Annotated in this window: 12 protein-coding genes, 3 rRNA genes and 2 pseudogenes; 1 reads left to right on the top strand and 16 read right to left on the bottom strand. The window is 67.7% G+C overall.

The genetic code is table 11. The annotated features are described in order from the left end of the window. Positions 1–29: 29 nt before the first annotated feature. From KRR39_RS04480 to rpsP, 9 genes and pseudogenes are all read right to left on the bottom strand, one after another. Complete coding sequence (locus KRR39_RS04480; RefSeq protein ID WP_216940925.1) at positions 30–338, bottom strand: DUF2469 domain-containing protein; 309 nt, start codon at positions 336–338, stop codon at positions 30–32. Further along, positions 335–1,072: a ribonuclease HII gene (locus KRR39_RS04475; RefSeq protein WP_216940924.1), complete on the bottom strand. Its 738-nt coding sequence runs from the start codon at positions 1,070–1,072 to the stop codon at positions 335–337. The genes KRR39_RS04480 and KRR39_RS04475 overlap by 4 nt, the downstream gene beginning before the upstream one ends. Positions 1,073–1,104: 32 nt before the next feature. Next, positions 1,105–1,728, bottom strand: a complete 624-nt coding sequence (gene lepB / locus KRR39_RS04470; RefSeq protein WP_216940923.1) for a signal peptidase I — start codon at positions 1,726–1,728, stop codon at positions 1,105–1,107. Between the two features lie 191 nt (positions 1,729–1,919). Continuing rightward, on the bottom strand, positions 1,920–2,282 hold the full coding sequence (rplS, locus tag KRR39_RS04465; RefSeq protein ID WP_216940922.1) for a 50S ribosomal protein L19: 363 nt from the start codon (positions 2,280–2,282) through the stop codon (positions 1,920–1,922). A gap of 199 nt (positions 2,283–2,481) precedes the next feature. After that, positions 2,482–2,961 (bottom strand): GNAT family N-acetyltransferase, encoded by a 480-nt coding sequence (locus KRR39_RS24325; protein WP_367303727.1) that lies wholly within the window; start codon positions 2,959–2,961, stop codon positions 2,482–2,484. 18 nt (positions 2,962–2,979) lie between these two features. After that, positions 2,980–3,660: pseudogene (gene trmD, locus KRR39_RS24320) on the bottom strand (tRNA (guanosine(37)-N1)-methyltransferase TrmD); the annotation flags it as partial. A gap of 2 nt (positions 3,661–3,662) precedes the next feature. Continuing rightward, complete coding sequence (rimM, locus tag KRR39_RS04455) at positions 3,663–4,235, bottom strand: ribosome maturation factor RimM (protein WP_216940921.1); 573 nt, start codon at positions 4,233–4,235, stop codon at positions 3,663–3,665. A gap of 94 nt (positions 4,236–4,329) precedes the next feature. Further along, positions 4,330–4,572 carry an RNA-binding protein gene (locus KRR39_RS04450; RefSeq protein WP_216940920.1) on the bottom strand — a complete coding sequence of 81 codons (243 nt, stop codon included), beginning with the start codon at positions 4,570–4,572 and terminating at the stop codon, positions 4,330–4,332. A 5-nt stretch (positions 4,573–4,577) separates the two neighbouring features. Further along, positions 4,578–5,081 (bottom strand): 30S ribosomal protein S16, encoded by a 504-nt coding sequence (gene rpsP / locus KRR39_RS04445; RefSeq protein ID WP_216940919.1) that lies wholly within the window; start codon positions 5,079–5,081, stop codon positions 4,578–4,580. Positions 5,082–5,322: 241 nt separating this feature from the next. Here rpsP and KRR39_RS04440 point away from each other — a divergent pair, with 241 nt between their 5' ends. Continuing rightward, positions 5,323–6,192: a VanW family protein gene (locus KRR39_RS04440; protein ID WP_216940918.1), complete on the top strand. Its 870-nt coding sequence runs from the start codon at positions 5,323–5,325 to the stop codon at positions 6,190–6,192. 47 nt (positions 6,193–6,239) lie between these two features. Here KRR39_RS04440 and KRR39_RS24315 read toward each other — a convergent pair whose 3' ends face one another. From KRR39_RS24315 to KRR39_RS04405, 7 genes and pseudogenes are all read right to left on the bottom strand, one after another. Next, entirely contained in the window at positions 6,240–7,382 is a 1,143-nt protein-coding gene (locus tag KRR39_RS24315; protein WP_254185508.1) for a tetratricopeptide repeat protein, read from the bottom strand. Between the two features lie 193 nt (positions 7,383–7,575). Next, positions 7,576–7,692, bottom strand: a 5S ribosomal RNA gene (rrf, locus tag KRR39_RS04430). Positions 7,693–7,867: 175 nt separating this feature from the next. Then, positions 7,868–10,977: ribosomal RNA gene (locus KRR39_RS04425) — 23S ribosomal RNA — on the bottom strand. Between the two features lie 382 nt (positions 10,978–11,359). Continuing rightward, positions 11,360–12,879 (bottom strand): 16S ribosomal RNA (locus KRR39_RS04420). Together the 16S, 23S and 5S rRNA genes form the textbook arrangement of a ribosomal RNA operon. Positions 12,880–13,356: 477 nt before the next feature. After that, the gene (locus KRR39_RS04415) at positions 13,357–14,430 is read right to left on the bottom strand and encodes an amidohydrolase family protein (protein ID WP_216940917.1); all 1,074 of its coding nucleotides are present in this window, start codon (positions 14,428–14,430) and stop codon (positions 13,357–13,359) included. Positions 14,431–14,469: 39 nt separating this feature from the next. Next, the gene (gene ffh, locus KRR39_RS04410) at positions 14,470–16,044 is read right to left on the bottom strand and encodes a signal recognition particle protein (protein ID WP_216940916.1); all 1,575 of its coding nucleotides are present in this window, start codon (positions 16,042–16,044) and stop codon (positions 14,470–14,472) included. 55 nt (positions 16,045–16,099) lie between these two features. Next, positions 16,100–18,226: pseudogene (locus tag KRR39_RS04405) on the bottom strand ([protein-PII] uridylyltransferase); the annotation flags it as partial. Between the last annotated feature and the right edge of the window lie 127 nt (positions 18,227–18,353).

Genomic DNA, 18,353 nt, shown 5'->3' with positions numbered 1-18,353 from the left:
TGCGCCTGTGGAGGGGAACTGGCCCGAGGTCAGGGCAGCGGCTGCTCGATGTCCGGCGGGCTGAGCTCCTCGACGTTGACGTCCTTGAACGTGAGCACCTTCACGTTCTTCGCGAACCGCGCGGGGCGGTACATGTCCCACACCCAGGCGTCGGTCATCGAGACCTCGAAGAACACGTCACCGGCCTCGGTGCGCGCCTTCACGTCCACCTGGTTGCACAGGTAGAAGCGCCGGTCGGTCTCCACGACGTACTTGAAGATCCCCACCACGTCGCGGTACTCGCGGTAGAGGTGGAGCTCCATCTCGGTCTCGTACTTCTCGAGGTCCTCGGCGCTCATCGCCCTGCCTCCACCCGGTCCACGTCCACGTCGCCATTGTCCCCGACCCCGTCGGCGTATCCCGGCACCGGCTCACCGGTGAACGCCTCGGATGCGCGCCGGACGTTGACGAACCGGCGCCGGTGGATCGCGCACGGGCCGTGCTGGGTCAGCGCCGCGGTGTGCTCGGGGGTGATGTAGCCCTTGTGCGTCCCGAAGTCGTACTCCGGGTAGTCCTCGTGCAGCCGGGTCATGATCCGGTCCCGGGTCACCTTGGCGATCACCGACGCGGCCGCGATGCACGCCGAGACCCGGTCGCCCTTCCACATCGCCAGCCCGGGGACCTCCAGTCCGTCGACGGGGAACCCGTCGGTCAGCACGTACGACGGGCGCACGTCGAGCCTCGCCAGCGACCGGCGCAGCGCCTCCACGTTCGCGACGTGCATGCCGAGCCGGTCGCACTCGTCGTGCTCGACGACGACGACCGACCAGGCGAGGGCACGGCGCTGCACCTCGACGTACGCCCGCTCGCGGGCCGCGGCGGTCAGCAGCTTGGAGTCGGCCAGACCGGGGACCTGTCCCCGCTTGCCGTCGGGCAGCACCACCGCCGCGGCGACCAGCGGGCCGGCGCACGCACCGCGACCCGCCTCGTCCACGCCCGCGACCGGGTCGAGCCCGACGCGCCGCAGGGCCCGTTCGTAGCCGTACAGGCCGGCGTCCTTGCGGACGGTGAGGCCTCGGGGAAGAGCTGTCATGACAGTCCCTTTGTAGCGCGCCGGGGGAAGGGCTACTTGACCGACCCGAACGTGGCGGGCGTGTGCAGGGCCTGGGCGTGCCCGAACGGCCAGACCACCGCGAAGACCTTGCCGACGACGTCGTCGACGGGCACCTGCCCACCGCCGGGGTCGCCGAGGTGGACGCGGGAGTCCGCGGAGTTCGAGCGGTTGTCGCCCTGCACCCACAGGTAGCCGGGCTCGACCTTGACGTCGAAGTTGATCATCGACGGCTTCTCGCCCTGGGCGAGGTAGGACTTCTCGTTGAGCGGGACGCCGTTGACGGTCATCCGGCCCCGCGCGTCGCAGCACTTGACCTCGTCGCCGCCCACGCCGATCACCCGCTTCACCAGGTGACCGCCGGTCGGGTAGAGCCCGAAGAGCTCGAGGACGCGGGCGACCGGGTTGCCCGGCGCCTTGGTCTCCCCGACGCCGAGCCAGCCGCCCGGGTCGGAGAACACCACGATGTCACCGCGGTGCGGCGACCCGCCGCCCCAGTACGACACCTTCTGCACCAGGATGCGGTCGTTCTCGACCAGGGTGTCGTTCATGGAGGCCGACGGGATGTAGAAGGCCTGCATGAAGAACGCCTTGATGACGATCGCCAGCACCAGCGCGATGCCGAGGAGCAGCGTCATCTCCTGCCAGATCGGCAGCTGCTGACGCCGCTTCCCCGGTCGTGCGGGCGCGGCGGGCTCGACCGTCCCGGGCGTCTCCCCCCGAGGCGTCCCCCGTGGTGGACCCGGTCACGGACCCCGTGGAGTCATGGTCGGGCGCGTGGGTCACGCGACGAGCCTAACGGGAGGTCCGGAACGGCTGGGGAGGTCGGTCAGCGCGACGGCGTGGCGTCGCGCTTCTCCTTGATCTTGGCCTTCTTGCCGCGCAGGTTGCGCAGGTAGTACAGCTTGGCGCGACGGACGTCACCGCGGGTCACGACCTCGATCTTGTCGATGATCGGGGTGTGCAGCGGGAAGGTGCGCTCGACGCCGACGCCGAAGGAGACCTTGCGGACCGTGAAGGTGCGGCCGATGCCGGAACCCTGCACGCGGATGCAGACGCCCTGGAAGACCTGGACGCGGGAGCGGTTGCCCTCGACGACCTTGACGTCCACCTTGAGGGTGTCGCCGGCGCGGAACTCGGGGATGTCGTCGCGCTTGGTGGCAGCGGCGAGCGTGTCGATGACGTTGGTCATGGTGTCTCCTCGTAGGCGCCACAGGTCACCCACGGAACAGGGGGTGTGCGGATCGGGTCGCTCCGTCTGCTGCGTCGCGCGGAACGCCCCCCTGTGGCAGGTGGTCCGCCGGTCCTCCCCCAGGTGCTGGACGAGTGGCCGGAACGCAACGGATGCGAGGAGCAAGTTTGCCACAGCCCGCGGGTTGCGGGGAAATCGGCTAGCGGCGCAGCGGCTTGCCCAGGCGCACCACACCGGTGTCCTCAGGCTGCTCGCGCTCGAAGCGGTAGCCGGCCTTCTTGTACATCCGCAGGTTGTCGGTGCTCGCCGCCCCGGTGAACAGCGAGAGCCGGCGGGCGTCCGGGGGCGCCGCCGACTCGATCCGCTCGAGGAGCCAGCGGCCGAGACCGCGTCCCCGCAGGTCCGGCGCGACCATCAGCCGGCCCACGTGCCACACGTCTCCGTCGAGGCGGCCGCGGACCGCGCCCACCAGCCGCGACCCGCTGCGGACGACGAGCGTGGTCCAGTCCGCCAGCCAGGCGAGGACGTCGTCGAGGTCCTCGCCGAGCGGCGGGACGTCCAGGGTGGCGTTCGCCCGGGCCTCGGTGACCCAGCAGGCGAGCTGCAGCACCAGCAGCTCCGGGGCGTCCCCGGGCGTCGCGGTGCGCACCTCGGCGTCCCCGACCCCCGCGAGGGTCAGCGTCGCGCTCGGGTGCAGCAGGTCCGGTCGGCGGTCGGCGGTCCGTCGTACGGCCTGCTCGTGACGCCAGCCCGCGATCCGGGCATGGTCGCCGGACAGCAGCACCGGCGGGACCTCGTGGCCGCGCCAGGCGGCCGGCTTCGTGTAGACGGGGTACTCCAGCAGCCCGGAGGCACCGTGCGACTCCTCGGTCAGCGACTCCGGGTTGCCCATGGAAGCCGGGCAGCAGCCGGGCCACCGCTTCGGTGACCACCAGGGCGGCCACCTCCCCGCCGTTGAGCACGTAGTCGCCGAGCGAGACCTCGCGCACGGCCATCCGGGTCGCGGCCTCGTCGAGCACCCGCTGGTCGATGCCCTCGTAGCGGCCGCACGCGAACACCAGCCGGTCGGCGGACGCGAGCTCGGCGGCCACCGCCTGGGTGAACGGCTCCCCGCTGGGGGTGGGCACGACCAGCACCGTGCTCCTGGCGTCCGCGGGGACCAGGGCGTCCAGCGCCTCCCCCACGGCTCGGGCTTCATCACCATGCCGGCTCCGCCGCCGTACGGCTTGTCGTCGACGGTGCGGTGCCGGTCGTGCGTCCAGTCCCGCAGGTCGTGCACGTGTACGTCGATCACGCCGGCGTCCTGCGCCTTCCCGGCCAGCGACAGCCGCAGCGGCGCGAGGTACTCGGGGAAGATCGAGACCACGTCGATGCGCACGCTCAGTCCTCGTCCGGCAACGGGGTGATCAGGCCGGGGCGGTCGGCCACCTGGAGCCGCCCGCCGGGCACGTCGACGACCGGGACGAGCTGGGACACGAACGGCACCAGCACCTCGCGCCCGTCGGACGTGCGCACCGCGAGCAGGTCCTGGCTGGCGCCGTGAATCACGTCGGAGACCTCACCCACCTCGACGCCCTCGGTGGTGCTGACCGCCAGGCCGATGAGCTGGTGGTCGTAGAACTCCTCGGGGTCCTCGGGCACGTCCGCCGGGTCGAGGTCGACCACGAGCGAGAGTCCCCGCAGCGCCTCAGCGGCGGTGCGGTCGTCCACGCCGACGAACGTGACGAGCAGCCGGGACAGGTGCCAGCGGGTGCGTCGTACGGTCAGGGTGGTCGGACGGTGCGTGGAGTGCGGCTCGGTGCCGCGCGGCGTCCGGGTGCCGAGCACCGCCCCGTCGGCGAACCGGCGCTCGGGCTCGTCGCTGCGAGGCTCGACGGACACCTCGCCCTTGATGCCGTGCGCCTTGCCGATCCGGCCGACGACGACCTCGTGGCCCGCGGGACTGCTGCTCATGCGCTCATTCTCCTGGTCCGGGGATGCAGACGAGGCGGGGGCCTCTCGGCCACCCGCCTCGTCTGTTGGTGCTGGGTCCTGCGTGTGCTGAGGTTCAGCGCTTCCGGTCGACGTCCACGAAGTCGACACGGGCGCCGCCCTTGCCGGCCAGCGCACCGATGACGGTGCGCAGCGCGGTGGCCGTGCGGCCCCCGCGACCGATGACCTTGCCCAGGTCCTCGGGGTGCACGCGCACCTCGAGGACCGAGCCACGACGCAGCTGCTTGTCGTCGACCACGACGTCGTCCGGGTGCCGGACGATGCCGCGGACGAGGTGCTCGAGAGCCTCGGCGAGCACGGGGATCAGGCCTCGGCCGGCTTGTCGGCGTCCGCGGGCTTCTCAGCCTCGGCGGGCGTCTCCTCGGCGGCAGCCTCGGTCTTCTCCTCGGCGGGAGCAGCGTCCTCGGCCTTGTCGGCCTTCTTCGCCGCGCTCTTCTTGGTGACGGCCTCGGCCTGCTTGTCGCTGCCGGCCTCACGAAGGGCCTCGTTGAAGATCTCGGTCTTGTCGCGCTTGGGCTCCTTGACCTTCAGGGTGCCCTCGGTGCCCGGCAGGCCCTTGAACGTCTGCCAGTCGCCGGTGATCTTGAGCAGGGCCTCGACGGCCTCGGACGGCTGGGCGCCGACGCCGAGCCAGTACTGCGCCCGGTCGGAGGTGACCTCGATCAGCGAGGGCTCCTCCTTCGGGTGGTACTTCCCGATCTGCTCGATGACCTTGCCGTCGCGCTTCTTGCGGGAGTCGACGACGACGACGCGGTAGTACGGCGTACGGATCTTGCCCATACGCTTCAGGCGAATCTTGACGGCCACGAGTGTGGTGTCTCCTTGGATGTTCGTGAATGGGTGAGCGGCTCGGGCCTGGTGGGGCCAGGTCGAGCGCACTGCGCGGTGTCACACGTGGCCGGATGAGAGGGTCCGGGCACGCAGGACTCAGCCGCTCATTCTGCCAGACCGCCGACGCAGGCGAAAATCGGCGGGACACGGACCCGTGGGCGTCCCCCGCGCCCGCTCCGTCGTACGGTGTGCGCACGTACGACGGACGGGGGTCCCGATGTCCACATCAGCCGAGCAGGTCGAGGCGTTCGCACCACCCGCACGGGTGACCGCACCACCTCGGCTCACCGAGCGGCATCCGGCGCTGTACCCGCTCGCGGTGCGGGTGCACCAGCTCCGCCGTCGGGTCGCCTGGGCGACGTCCGGGGCGACCTGGGCCTCCGACCGCGAGGACGAGGCGCTGCCGGCCCGGGTCAAGCGGCACCGCTCCCTGCTGCTGCGCGAGCTGGCCGGCGCGGACATGCGGCTGCAGCACAGCAAGGTGACCAACCTGCGCCTCGCCGCCGCTCGCGTCGACGGCCTGCTGGTGCGCCCCGGTGAGACGTTCTCCTTCAACCGGGTCGTCGGCAGCTGCACCCGCCGCAAGGGGTACGTCGACGGGATGCGGCTGTCCAACGGCGAGGCGCACGCCGGCGTGGGCGGCGGCATCTGCCAGCTGGCGAACCTGCTGCACTGGATGTTCCTGCACTCGCCCCTCACCGTCGTGGAGCGCTCGGAGCACAGCTTCGACCCGTTCCCGGACAACGGCCGGGTGCTGCCCTGGGGAGTCGGCTGCTCGATCGTCTACAACTACGTCGACCTGGTGGTCCGCAACGACACCGACCGGACCCTCCAGATCCTGGTGCACGTGGGCGACCGGCACCTCGAGGGCGACCTCCGCGCCGACGCCCCTCCCCCGCACACCTACCGGGTCAGCGCTCGCGACGAGCAGTTCCTGCGTCACGAGGGACGGGTGTTCCGGCGCAACGAGATCTGGCGGACCCTGATCGACCGGCGCTCCGGCGACGTGGCCGACGAGGAGCTGGTCAAGCAGAACTGCGCCCTGCTGACCTACGTCCCGCAGGGCGTCGAGGTCCTCGACGTCTGACGGGCGGGACAGACGCGCAGGCCGACCCGCTGGTCGCGCTGCGGTCCTCAGTTGTTCTGGTTCTCGAGTTCGTGGATGCGTTGTTCGGCGTTGGTGGTGTGGTCGTTGTCGATGGCGATGGTGCGGTGGAACCATTCGAGGGCTTCGGGGGTGCGGCCGGCGGCGTGGAGGGTGTCGGCGTAGGCGTAGCGGAGGCGGACGACCCAGTTGGCGTGGGTCTTGTTGCGGAGTGGGGCGTTTTCCAGGGTGCGCAGGGCGGCGTCGAGTTGGCCCTGGTCGCGGCGGGCGCCGGCCTCGACGATGGTCATCTCGGCTTTGAGGTGGGGTTCGAGGTTGGCGACGGCGGGGTTGCGGGCCAGGGTCAGGGCGCGGTCGGGGCGTCCCAGGGCGCGTTCGCAGTCGGCCATCACCGGGAGGTAGTCCTGGGCGCCGTTGAGGCGTTTGGCGGCTTTGAGCTCGGTGAGGGCTTCGGTGTAGTGGCCGGCGGCGTAGGCGGCCTCGCCGCAGGCTTCGCGGACCACCGCGATGCGGGCGGCGCGGGCGCGGGCGGCCTGGGTGTGGGCGTAGGCGGTCTCGGGGTCGTCCTCGAGGAGCATCCCGGCGGCGACGAGGTGGCGGGCGACGCGGTTGGCGAGCTTTTCGGGCAGGCCGCGCAGCTGTTGGGCGATGTTGTGGTCGAGCTCCTTGCCGGTGATCTCGGGGTCGAGGTCGGGGCCGTCGTAGCGGGTCTGTTCCTCGGAGCGTTCGCCGTTCTCGCCGCGGGTCCGGGGGGCCGGGGCGCTGGTCCGGTTCCCGCGCCCGTCCGAACGCGCCCCGCTGCGTGCGTCGGTGCGTGCGTCGGTGCGTGCGTCGGCGTCCTTGGCGGCGCGGGTGGGCCGGCCGGTGGGGCGGTCGGTGCGGCCCTCGGTGCGGGAGCGGGAGAACGGCGGGTCCTCGGTGCGGCCCCGCACGGAGGACCCGGCGCCGCGGCTCGAGCCAGTGCTCTTGCCGGCGCCCGTGCCGGCGCCTCTGCCGGTGCTCTTGCCGGCGCTCTTGCCGGCGGTGCCCCGTGCGGAGCCGGCACCGGCCCGCTTGCCGCCGCTGCTGCTGCTTTCGCCGCGCTGGGAGCCGCGCTGGGAGCCGCGCTTGTCGCCGCGGTCGCCGCGGTTGTCGCCGCTGGTTCCGCGGTCGGAGGACGGGGGGGTAGCCATCAGGAACACTCCTCGAAAAAGGCAACGCACGAACATGGACCAGGAAACACCCCGACCGGCCAGCACCGCGAACCGGGTCGGGCCCAGGAACCGCAGGCGGCCCGGTGACGCAACAACCGGTAATACACCCAGCAATAGGTCTGGGAAAACACGTAGAGGCCACCCCTGGGGGTGGCCTCTACGAGGAAAAGTTGTCCGGCGACGTCCTACTCTCCCACAACCTCCCGGTTGCAGTACCATCGGCGCTGAGAGGCTTGACTTCCGGGTTCGGAATGGAGCCGGGTATTTCCCTCTCGCTATGGCCGCCGTAACTCTATGGAGTTGTGCCAGGGCCCGTCGACCCCACACCACCCAAGGACCACCCCGCACCGGCCACCCGCCCACGCATACTGGGGGTGTGTCGGTGGAGCTGTCCCCTTGGGGGGGGGATCATCGAGCTCCCGACCGTAACTCGGGAACCACACAGTGAACGCGTAACATCTTTGAGGGACAAGCCCTCGGCCTATTAGTACCGGTCGGCTCCGTACATTACTGCCTTCGACCTCCGGCCTATCAACCCAGTAGTCTGCTGGGGGCCTTACCCGGTTACCCGGTGGGAAACCTCATCTTGAAACGTGCTTCCCGCTTAGATGCTTTCAGCGGTTATCACTTCCGAACGTAGCTAACCAGCCGTGCTCCTGGCGGAACAACTGGCACACCAGAGGTTCGTCCATCCCGGTCCTCTCGTACTAGGGACAGCCTTTCTCAAGTTTCCTGCGCGCGCGGCGGATAGGGACCGAACTGTCTCACGACGTTCTAAACCCAGCTCGCGTGCCGCTTTAATGGGCGAACAGCCCAACCCTTGGGACCTACTCCAGCCCCAGGATGCGACGAGCCGACATCGAGGTGCCAAACCATCCCGTCGATATGGACTCTTGGGGAAGATCAGCCTGTTATCCCCGGGGTACCTTTTATCCGTTGAGCGACGCCGCTTCCACATGCCAGCGCCGGATCACTAGTCCCGACTTTCGTCCCTGCTCGACATGTCTGTCTCACAGTCAAGCTCCCTTGTGCACTTACACTCGAAACCTGATTGCCAACCAGGCTGAGGGAACCTTTGGGCGCCTCCGTTACATTTTAGGAGGCAACCGCCCCAGTTAAACTACCCATCAGGCACTGTCCCTGATCCGGATAACGGACCTAGGTTAGATATCTAGTACGACCAGAGTGGTATTTCAACGTTGGCTCCACGACAACTGGCGTCGCCGCTTCAAAGCCTCCCACCTATCCTACACAAGCCGAACCAAACACCAATACCAAATTGTAGTAAAGGTCCCGGGGTCTTTCCGTCCTGCCGCGCGTAACGAGCATCTTTACTCGTACTGCAATTTCGCCGAGTCCATGGTTGAGACAGCGCCCAAGTCGTTACTCCATTCGTGCAGGTCGGAACTTACCCGACAAGGAATTTCGCTACCTTAGGATGGTTATAGTTACCACCGCCGTTTACTGGGGCTTAAGTTCTGCGCTTCGCTCCGAAGAACTAACACGTCCCCTTAACCTTCCAGCACCGGGCAGGAGTCAGTCCGTATACATCGTCTTACGACTTAGCACGGACCTGTGTTTTTAGTAAACAGTCGCTTGGGCCTGGTCTCTGCGGCCATCATCGCTTCTAACAGCTTGCGTTATAACGAATCCGGCCCCCCCTTCTCCCGAAGTTACGGGGGCATTTTGCCGAGTTCCTTAACCATGGTTCACTCGATCGCCTTAGTATTCTCTACCTGATCACCTGAGTCGGTTTGGGGTACGGGCGGCGCATAGCTCGCTAGAGGTTTTTCTCGACAGCATAGGATCATCCACTTCGTCCAAAAGGACTCCCCATCAGATCTCAGGCACATGAGAGGCGGATTTGCCTACCCCTCGCCCTACATCCTTAGCCGTGGTCTACCATCGCCACGGTTGGACTGCCTTCCTGCGTCACCCCATCGCTTGACTACTACTAGTTCGGGTCGTGCGCTCCACCTCCACGTCCCCGAAGGGATCTAGAAGGCTTAGGGCACTTAGCATCACTAGGTTCGTCATGGGCGCTACTTTGCCGGTACGGGAATATCAACCCGTTGTCCATCGACTACGCCTGTCGGCCTCGCCTTAGGTCCCGACTTACCCAGGGCAGATTAGCTTGACCCTGGAACCCTTGATCATTCGGCGGAGGAGTTTCTCGCTCCTCATTCGCTACTCATGCCTGCATTCTCACTCGTATGGCGTCCACAACTGGTTCACACCGCTGCTTCGCTCGCCATACGACGCTCCCCTACCGATCCACACACCTGGACCCCACAAGGGGGCCGGGCTATTGCGTGAATCCCATAGCTTCGGTGGATAACTTGAGCCCCGCTACATTGTCGGCGCGGAATCACTTGACCAGTGAGCTATTACGCACTCTTTCAAGGGTGGCTGCTTCTAAGCCAACCTCCTGGTTGTCTGTGCGACTCCACATCCTTTTCCACTTAGTTATCGCTTAGGGACCTTAGCTGATGGTCTGGGCTGTTTCCCTCTCGACAATGGAGCTTATCCCCCACTGTCTCACTGCCGCGCTCTCACTTACCGGCATTCGGAGTTTGGCTAATTTCGGTAAGCTTGTAGGCCCCCCTAGACTATCCAGTGCTCTACCTCCGGCAAGAAACACACGACGCTGCACCTAAATGCATTTCGGGGAGAACCAGCTATCACGGAGTTTGATTGGCCTTTCACCCCTATCCACAGGTCATCCCCCAGGTTTTCAACCCTGGTGGGTTCGGTCCTCCACGCGGTCTTACCCGCGCTTCAACCTGCCCATGGATAGATCACTCCGCTTCGGGTCTTGATCGTGCGACTCAACCGCCCTATTCGGACTCGCTTTCGCTACGGCTTCCCCACACGGGTTAACCTCGCCACACAACGCAAACTCGCAGGCTCATTCTTCAAAAGGCACGCTGTCACAAGACACAAGGTCTCGCTCCAACGGATTGTAGGCACATGGTTTCAGGTACTATTTCACTCCCCGCCAGGGGTACTTTTCACCTTTCCCTCACGGTACTTGTCCGCTATCGGTCACCAAGGAGTATTTAGGCTTAACGGGTGGTCCCGCCAGATTCACACGGAATTTCAGGGGTTCCGTGTTACTTGGGGTGACGTCTCAGAGCCATCGTCTTACGTGTACGGGGGTATCACCCTCTACGCCGGGACTTTCCAGTCCGCTTCAACTTCAACGATGGTTTCTTACTCTGTGCCAGAACGGCAGTCCTGACGTGACGGCCCCACAACCCCCACTGCGCAACGCCTGCCGGCTATCACACGCAATAGGTTTGGCCTGTTCCGATTTCGCTCGCCACTACTCTCGGAATCACTTTTGTTTTCTCTTCCTGTGGGTACTGAGATGTTTCACTTCCCCACGTTCCCTCCAAACCCCCCTATGTGTTCAGGGGCAGGTACCTGGACATGACTCCAGCTGGGTTTCCCCATTCGGAAATCCCCGGATCACAGCTCGGTTGCCAACTTCCCGGGGCTTATCGCAGGCTCCTACGTCCTTCATCGGCTCTTGGTGCCAAGGCATCCACCATGTGCCCTTAGTAGCTTGTCTTGCTACAAAGATGCTCGCGTTCACTGTGTAGTTCTCAAATTACGGGCGGACCCACCCCCACACCCCGCGCTCACCGCACCGACCGACACCCGAAGACATCGACCAACCCGGCAGTACACGGAAAGGGTGGCCCAGAAGAAACGAGAAAAAACTCTCGATCCCTCAGGACCCAACAGTGTGCTAGACCAACCCCTCCGTCCCCCCCCGAGGTTCCACGCCCAACACCCCAACAGGGCACCAGACAGTACTGACGAGAGCTCAAAGACGAGCTGACCAAATAGTCGACGTTCCACTAGTGAGCTGGCCTGCCGGAAAACGAACGTTTCCGAAACAAACCAATGGACGAGCAGCCATGATGAGCCACCCGCCAAAAGCTCCTTAGAAAGGAGGTGATCCAGCCGCACCTTCCGGTACGGCTACCTTGTTACGACTTCGTCCCAATCGCCAGCCCCACCTTCGACAGCTCCCTCCCTTACGGGTTGGGCCACTGGCTTCGGGTGTTGCCGACTTTCGTGACGTGACGGGCGGTGTGTACAAGGCCCGGGAACGTATTCACCGCAGCGTTGCTGATCTGCGATTACTAGCGACTCCGACTTCATGGGGTCGAGTTGCAGACCCCAATCCGAACTGAGACCGGCTTTTTGGGATTCGCTCCACCTTGCGGTATCGCAGCCCTTTGTACCGGCCATTGTAGCATGCGTGAAGCCCTGGACATAAGGGGCATGATGACTTGACGTCATCCCCACCTTCCTCCGAGTTGACCCCGGCAGTCTCTTATGAGTCCCCACCATTACGTGCTGGCAACATAAGACGAGGGTTGCGCTCGTTGCGGGACTTAACCCAACATCTCACGACACGAGCTGACGACAGCCATGCACCACCTGTATAGAGCCCTTGCGGACCTGCCATCTCTGACAGTTTTCTCCATATGTCAAACCCAGGTAAGGTTCTTCGCGTTGCATCGAATTAATCCGCATGCTCCGCCGCTTGTGCGGGCCCCCGTCAATTCCTTTGAGTTTTAGCCTTGCGGCCGTACTCCCCAGGCGGGGCGCTTAATGCGTTAGCTGCGGCACGGAACTCGTGGAATGAGCCCCACACCTAGCGCCCAACGTTTACGGTGTGGACTACCAGGGTATCTAATCCTGTTCGCTCCCCACACTTTCGCTCCTCAGCGTCAGGTAATGCCCAGAGAACCGCCTTCGCCACCGGTGTTCCTCCTGATATCTGCGCATTCCACCGCTACACCAGGAATTCCGTTCTCCCCTGCATACCTCTAGTCTGCCCGTATCGGAAGCAGGCTCAGGGTTAAGCCCTGAGTTTTCACTCCCGACGCGACAGACCGCCTACGAGCCCTTTACGCCCAATAATTCCGGACAACGCTCGCACCCTACGTATTACCGCGGCTGCTGGCACGTAGTTGGCCGGTGCTTCTTCTGCAGGTACCGTCACTTGCGCTTCGTCCCTGCTGAAAGAGGTTTACAACCCGAAGGCATTCATCCCTCACGCGGCGTTGCTGGATCAGGCTTTCGCCCATTGTCCAATATTCCCCACTGCTGCCTCCCGTAGGAGTCTGGGCCGTGTCTCAGTCCCAGTGTGGCCGGTCACCCTCTCAGGCCGGCTACCCGTCGTTGCCTTGGTGGGCCATTACCCCACCAACAAGCTGATAGGCCGCGAGCTCATCCTCCACCGCCAGAACTTTCCACCACCATCAGATGCCTGAAGTGGTCGTATTCGGTATTAGCACCGGTTTCCCGGAGTTATCCCGAAGTGAAGGGCAGATTGCTCACGTGTTACTCACCCGTTCGCCGCTCGTGTACCCCCGAAGGGGCCTTACCGCTCGACTTGCATGTGTTAAGCACGCCGCCAGCGTTCGTCCTGAGCCAGGATCAAACTCTCCGTTGAATTCTGTAGAATCACACAACACCCAAAGGCGCTGCATTTCATCAACAATCTAGGAGCATCCCAGCAAGAGTTGCCCTCCCCCACCCCCGAAGGAATGAAAGAAAAGCGGTCTTACCTAAAGGAATCATCGACAGATACCAACAAACCCCCGAAAGGATCCATCGCAACCTGCCGACTGGCGTTACAAATTAATTCGTCGACTTTTAGCACACTGTTGAGTTCTCAAGGATCAAGCGCGCACCGCAACCCGGCCTTCCGACCGCGTTCCCGGGGCAACCTGGTAAAACTTACCCGGTGCGATCCGGCCCGTCAAATCCGGGGCCAGACCCATCCGGACCACCACTTCTGATGAGCTGTCCGTGAGCTCGCAAGCGAGTCGGCCAGCCCCGAAGGGCGGTTCGGCGGTCGTGTTGACCGCCTGCAGAACAGTACAGGAAGCCCGCGTCCGGGGCCAATCGAGGCTGGACCGGCGGCCGGTCAGCCGACGACGGTCCCGCGCAGCACGATCCGGCGGGGGCTGGCCAGCACCGTCAGGTCCTCGAGCGGGTTGCGGTCGAACACCACGAAGTCGGCGGCCGTGCCCTCCGCGAGGGTGCCGTCCAGCCCGAGCCACGCGCGGGCCCGCCACGAGGCGGCGCCCAGGGCGTCCTCCGGGGTGAGGCCGTAGGTGGTGAGCTCCAGGACCTCCTGGCCGATCAGCCCGTGCGGCAGCACTCCCCCGGCGTCGGTGCCGGCGTAGATCGCGACCCCCGCGTCGTACGCCGCCCCGATCACGTCGCGACGGGACGCGAAGAGCCGCATCATGTGGTCGGCGTAGGCGGGGAACCTCTCGCGGCCGGCGTCGGCGTACCCCGGGAAGTTGCCGAGCTGCTTGACGGTGGGCACGAGGGCGACGCCGTTGCGCACCATCGTGTCGATCAGGTCCGCCGACAGGCCGGTGCCGTGCTCGATGCAGTCGATCCCGGCGCCGATGAGGTCGGGCAGTGCGTCCTCCCCGAAGACGTGCGCGGTGACCCGGGCACCCCGGGCGTGCGCGGCCTTCATGGCCGCCTCCAGGGAGTCACGGGTCCAGGACGGGGCGAGGTCGCCGGCGTCGCGCTCGATCCAGTCACCGACGAGCTTGACCCAGCCGTCCCCGCGCTGCGCCTCGCGGTCGACGTACGTCGCGAGGTCCTCGGGCTCGACCTCGTGGGCGTAGTTGCGGATGTAGCGGCGGGGGCGGGCGATGTGCCGGCCGGCCCGGATCAGCCGCGGCAGGTCGTCGCGCCCGTGGATCCACGAGGTGTCCGCGGCCGACCCGCAGTCGCGCAGCAGCAGGGCGCCGGAGTCCCGGTCGGCGACCGCCTGCTTCTCCTGGACGTCCTCGGGCACGGCGCCGTTCTCGTCGAGGCCCACGTGACAGTGCGCGTCCACCAGGCCGGGGACCACCCAGCCCTCGGCGACGAGCTCGGCGGACGCCACCGGCTCGTAGGTGACCAGGCCGTCGACGACGTACAGGTCGCGCACCTCCCCGTCGGGGAGCACGGGACCGCGGACCCTCAGAGCGCTCATGCCCAGGGACCCTACCCACTGCTCCCCGGGAGGCGAGGGCTACTTGAGGTACTTGGAGAGGTCGGCGGGAAGGTTCAGCGTCGAGGGGTCGAAGTCCTCCTCGGCGCCGGCGGGCAGTCCGAAGGGGTTCGGCGCGGCACCGTCGGCGGCCGGCTTCTGGGTCCCGGACTTCTCCGCCGCCCGCTTCGCGGGGTTGCCCGAGCCGCGCTTGGACTTGGCCTTCTTGGCGGCCACCTGCTTGCCCTTGGCCCGCTTGCCGCCGTGCGCCCCCGGCATCCCGGGCATCCCCGGCATGCCGGGGATCCCGCCGCCCTTGGCCATCGACATCATCATCTTGCGGGCCTCGAAGAACCGGTCGACCAGACCGTTCACCTCCGAGACCTGGGTGCCCGAGCCGCGGGAGATCCGCGCCCGGCGGGACCCGTCGATGATCTTGGGGTTGTCGCGCTCGGACGGCGTCATCGACTGGATGATCGCCTGGATCCGGTCGATCTCGCGCTCGTCGAAGTTCTCGAGCTGCTCGCGGAACTGCCCCATCCCCGGGAGCATCCCCATGATCTTCGACAGCGAGCCCATCTTGCGCAGCTGCTGCATCTGCTGCAGGAAGTCGTCGAGGGTGAAGTCGCCGCCCTGGCCGGTGAGCTTGGCGGCCGCCTTCGCCGCCTGGTCGGCGTCGAAGGACTTCTCGGCCTGCTCGATCAGGGTGAGCATGTCGCCCATGTCGAGGATCCGGCCGGCCATCCGGTCGGGGTGGAACACGTCGAAGTCGGTCGGCTTCTCGCCGTTGGACGCGAACATCACCGGCTTGCCGGTGATGGACGCGATCGACAGCGCCGCACCGCCTCGCGCGTCACCGTCGAGCTTGGTGAGCACCACGCCGTCGTACCCGACGCCGTCGAGGAAGGCCTGGGCGGTGTTCACCGCGTCCTGGCCGACCATCGCGTCGACCACGAAGAGGATCTCGTCGGGGCTCACCGCGTCGCGGATGTCCGCGGCCTGCTGCATCATCTCGGCGTCCACACCCAGGCGTCCCGCGGTGTCGACGATGACCACGTCGTGCAGGGTGCGCCTGGCCTCCGCCACACCGGCGCGGGCGACCGCGACCGGGTCGCCGACCCCGTTGCCCGGCTCCGGGGCGAACACCTTGACGCCGACCCGCTCGCCGTTGATCTGGAGCTGGTTGACGGCGTTGGGGCGCTGGAGGTCGGCGGCGACCAGCATCGGGCTGCTGCCCTGGTCCTTGAGCCACAGCGCGAGCTTGGCGGCCAGCGTCGTCTTGCCGGCGCCCTGCAGGCCGGCCAGCATCAGCACGGTCGGGGCGGTCTTCGCGTAGCGCAGCCGGCGGGTCTCGCCGCCCAGGATCGTGACCAGCTCGTCGTTGACGATCTTGACGATCTGCTGGGCGGGGTTCAGCGCACCGCTGACCTCCTCGCCGCGGGCGCGCTCCTTGACCGCGGCGACGAACTTCTTGACCACGGGCAGCGCGACGTCCGCCTCGAGCAGCGCGATGCGGATCTCCCGCGCGGTCGCGTCGATGTCCGCCTCAGAGAGCCGTCCCTTGCCGCGCAGGTTCTTGAACGTCGCGGCGAGACGGTCGGAGAGGGTCGTAAACACAGGTGGTCAGTCCTTGAGTCCAGTCGGTGGGGTCCGGCCGACGGCGCAGTAGGTCTCAGCCGCGGTCAGCGTCAAGGGTAACCGGGTCCAGGAGCGCCCGCCGGACCGCGTGCACCGCCGAGGCGGCCCGCTCGTCGCTCAGCACGCCGGCTCCCGGCTCCTGCACGTAGAACACGTCGACGGCCTGCGGGCCCAGCGTGGTGAGGTGCGCCGACCGTACCGAGAGGTCCTGGCGGGCCAGCGCCGCACAGACGAGGTAGACCACGCCGGGTCGGTCGTCGACCCGGACCTCCATCACGGTGGACTGGTGGGACGCGTCGTGCCGGACCGCCACCGACGGCTCGAGGCCGTCCTGCCGCGGCGGCCGGAGCCGGGCGGCCGGGTCCTGGCGGCGCTGCACGACGGCGTCGAGCCGCTGGCGCAGGATCGCCGGGTCGAGGTGGGTGTCGGCGACGTCCCACACCGAGACCGCGAGGTCGTCCTGGGTCCAGGCGCGCGCCGAGCGGACCGAGGCGCGCATCACCGCGAGGGCGCCCGCGACGTCGGCGATCAGGCCGACCCGGTCCCCCGAGACCACGGTGAGCGTGGACCCGTCGGGCTCCTCGACCAGGCGGACGTCGAGCCGGCTCGGGTCCGCACGCACCGCCGCCGACACCTCGACGTCGAGCGGCGTGGGGTCCGGTACGACGGTCGTGGTGGCGTCGAGCTCGCGGCGGACCCGTCGCGCCAGGTCGGCGACGAGACCCGCGCGCCACGACGTCCAGGCCTTCGGGGAGGTGGCCCGGGCGTCCGCCTCGGTGAGCACCTCGAGCAGGTCCAGGGTCTCCAGGTCGGGGATCCGCGCGACGACGTGCGCCACCGTCGCGGGGTCCTCGAGGTCGCGGGTGGTCGAGACGTCGGCGAGCAGCAGGTGCCAGCGCACCAGCCCCCCGATCAGGTCGACCTCGCGGGCGTCGAACCCCATCCGGGCGGCGGCCGCCGCGGCGAGCGGCTCCCCCGCCACCGAGTGGTCCACGAGCTGGCCCTTGCCGAGGTCGTGCAGCAGCGCCGCGGCCATCAGCACGTCGGGCCGGGAGACCCGGCGGATCAGCCGGGAGGCCTCGATGCAGGTCTCGACCAGGTGCCGGTCGACGGTGAACCGGTGCACGACCGAGGCGTGCGGCAGCAGCCGCACCCGCTCCCACTCGGGCAGCACCCGGCCCAGCGCGTCGGTCTCGTCGAGGGTCTCCCAGACGGCGAGCAGCCCCGGCCCGGCGGCGAGCAGGCGGGTGAACAGGTTGCGGGCCTCGCGGCTCCAGGGCTCTGGGACCGGGACGCCCTCGCGGGCCAGCCGGGCCGAGGTCGAGGGGGCCAGGACCAGCTGCCGCTCGGCCGCCTCGGCCGCGGCACGGAGCAGCAGCAGCGGGTCCTCGGCGGGCCGGACGCCGCGGTCGAGGACCACCTCGCCGCGCGAGACGGCCACCCCGGGGGCGACCCGCTCCAGCTCCGGGGCCCGGTGCTGGGTGGCCGGCGGCCGGGCCAGCACGGCGTCGACGCGGCGCCAGGTGAGCCGTGAGAGGTGGGTGATCCGGCGGCCCAGGGCGCGGACCTGCCGCTGGGCGGTCTCGGCGTCGGGCAGGCCGAGCCCCACGGCGAGGTCCGGCCACGTCTCGGGGGCGATCCGGTCCCCGGAGCGACCGACCACGTCGTGCAGCACGTCGCGGATGTCGAGCAGCTGCAGCCGGGCGGGCTCGAGGTCGGCGTGCGAGACGTCCACCAGCCAGGTGGCGACGAGCGCCTTGAGCACGGTCGCGTCCCGCAGGCCGCCCACGGACTCCTTCAGGTCGGGCACCGACGCGTGGCCGAGCTCCCCCATCCGCTCGCCCCGCTTGGTGACCAGGGCCCGCAGGGCGGGGAGCTGGCTGCGGGCGTCCCGCCGCCAGTGCGCGAGCAGGTCGGCGCGCAGCCGCAGGGTCAGCGAGGGGTCGCCGGCCAGGTGCCGCGCGTCGAGCAGGCCGAGCGCGACCCGCGGGTCGTCGCGGGCGGTGCCGGTGACCTCGGAGAGCGCACGCACGGAGTGGTCGATGTTCGCGCCGGCGTCCCACAGCGGGTACCAGACCTCGGTCGCCACCCGGCGTACGTCGACCTCGTCGGCGTGCACCAGCACCACGTCGAGGTCGCTGTGCGGAGCCAGCTCCGAGCGGCCGTAGCCCCCCCACGGCGACCAGCGCCACCCCGGTGTCGTCGGCCCCGTCCAGAGCCTTCTCCAGGGCCGAGGCGCAGAGCGCGTCGGCCTCCGTGGTGCGGGTGCGCCGTTCGGCCTGGGTCAC

It is taken from the genome of Nocardioides panacis, assembly GCF_019039255.1.
Taxonomy (GTDB): Bacteria; Actinomycetota; Actinomycetes; order Propionibacteriales; family Nocardioidaceae; genus Nocardioides_B; species Nocardioides_B panacis.
The sequence above is the reverse complement of the archived record's forward strand: the minus strand, read 5'-3'. Positions and strand labels throughout refer to the sequence as shown.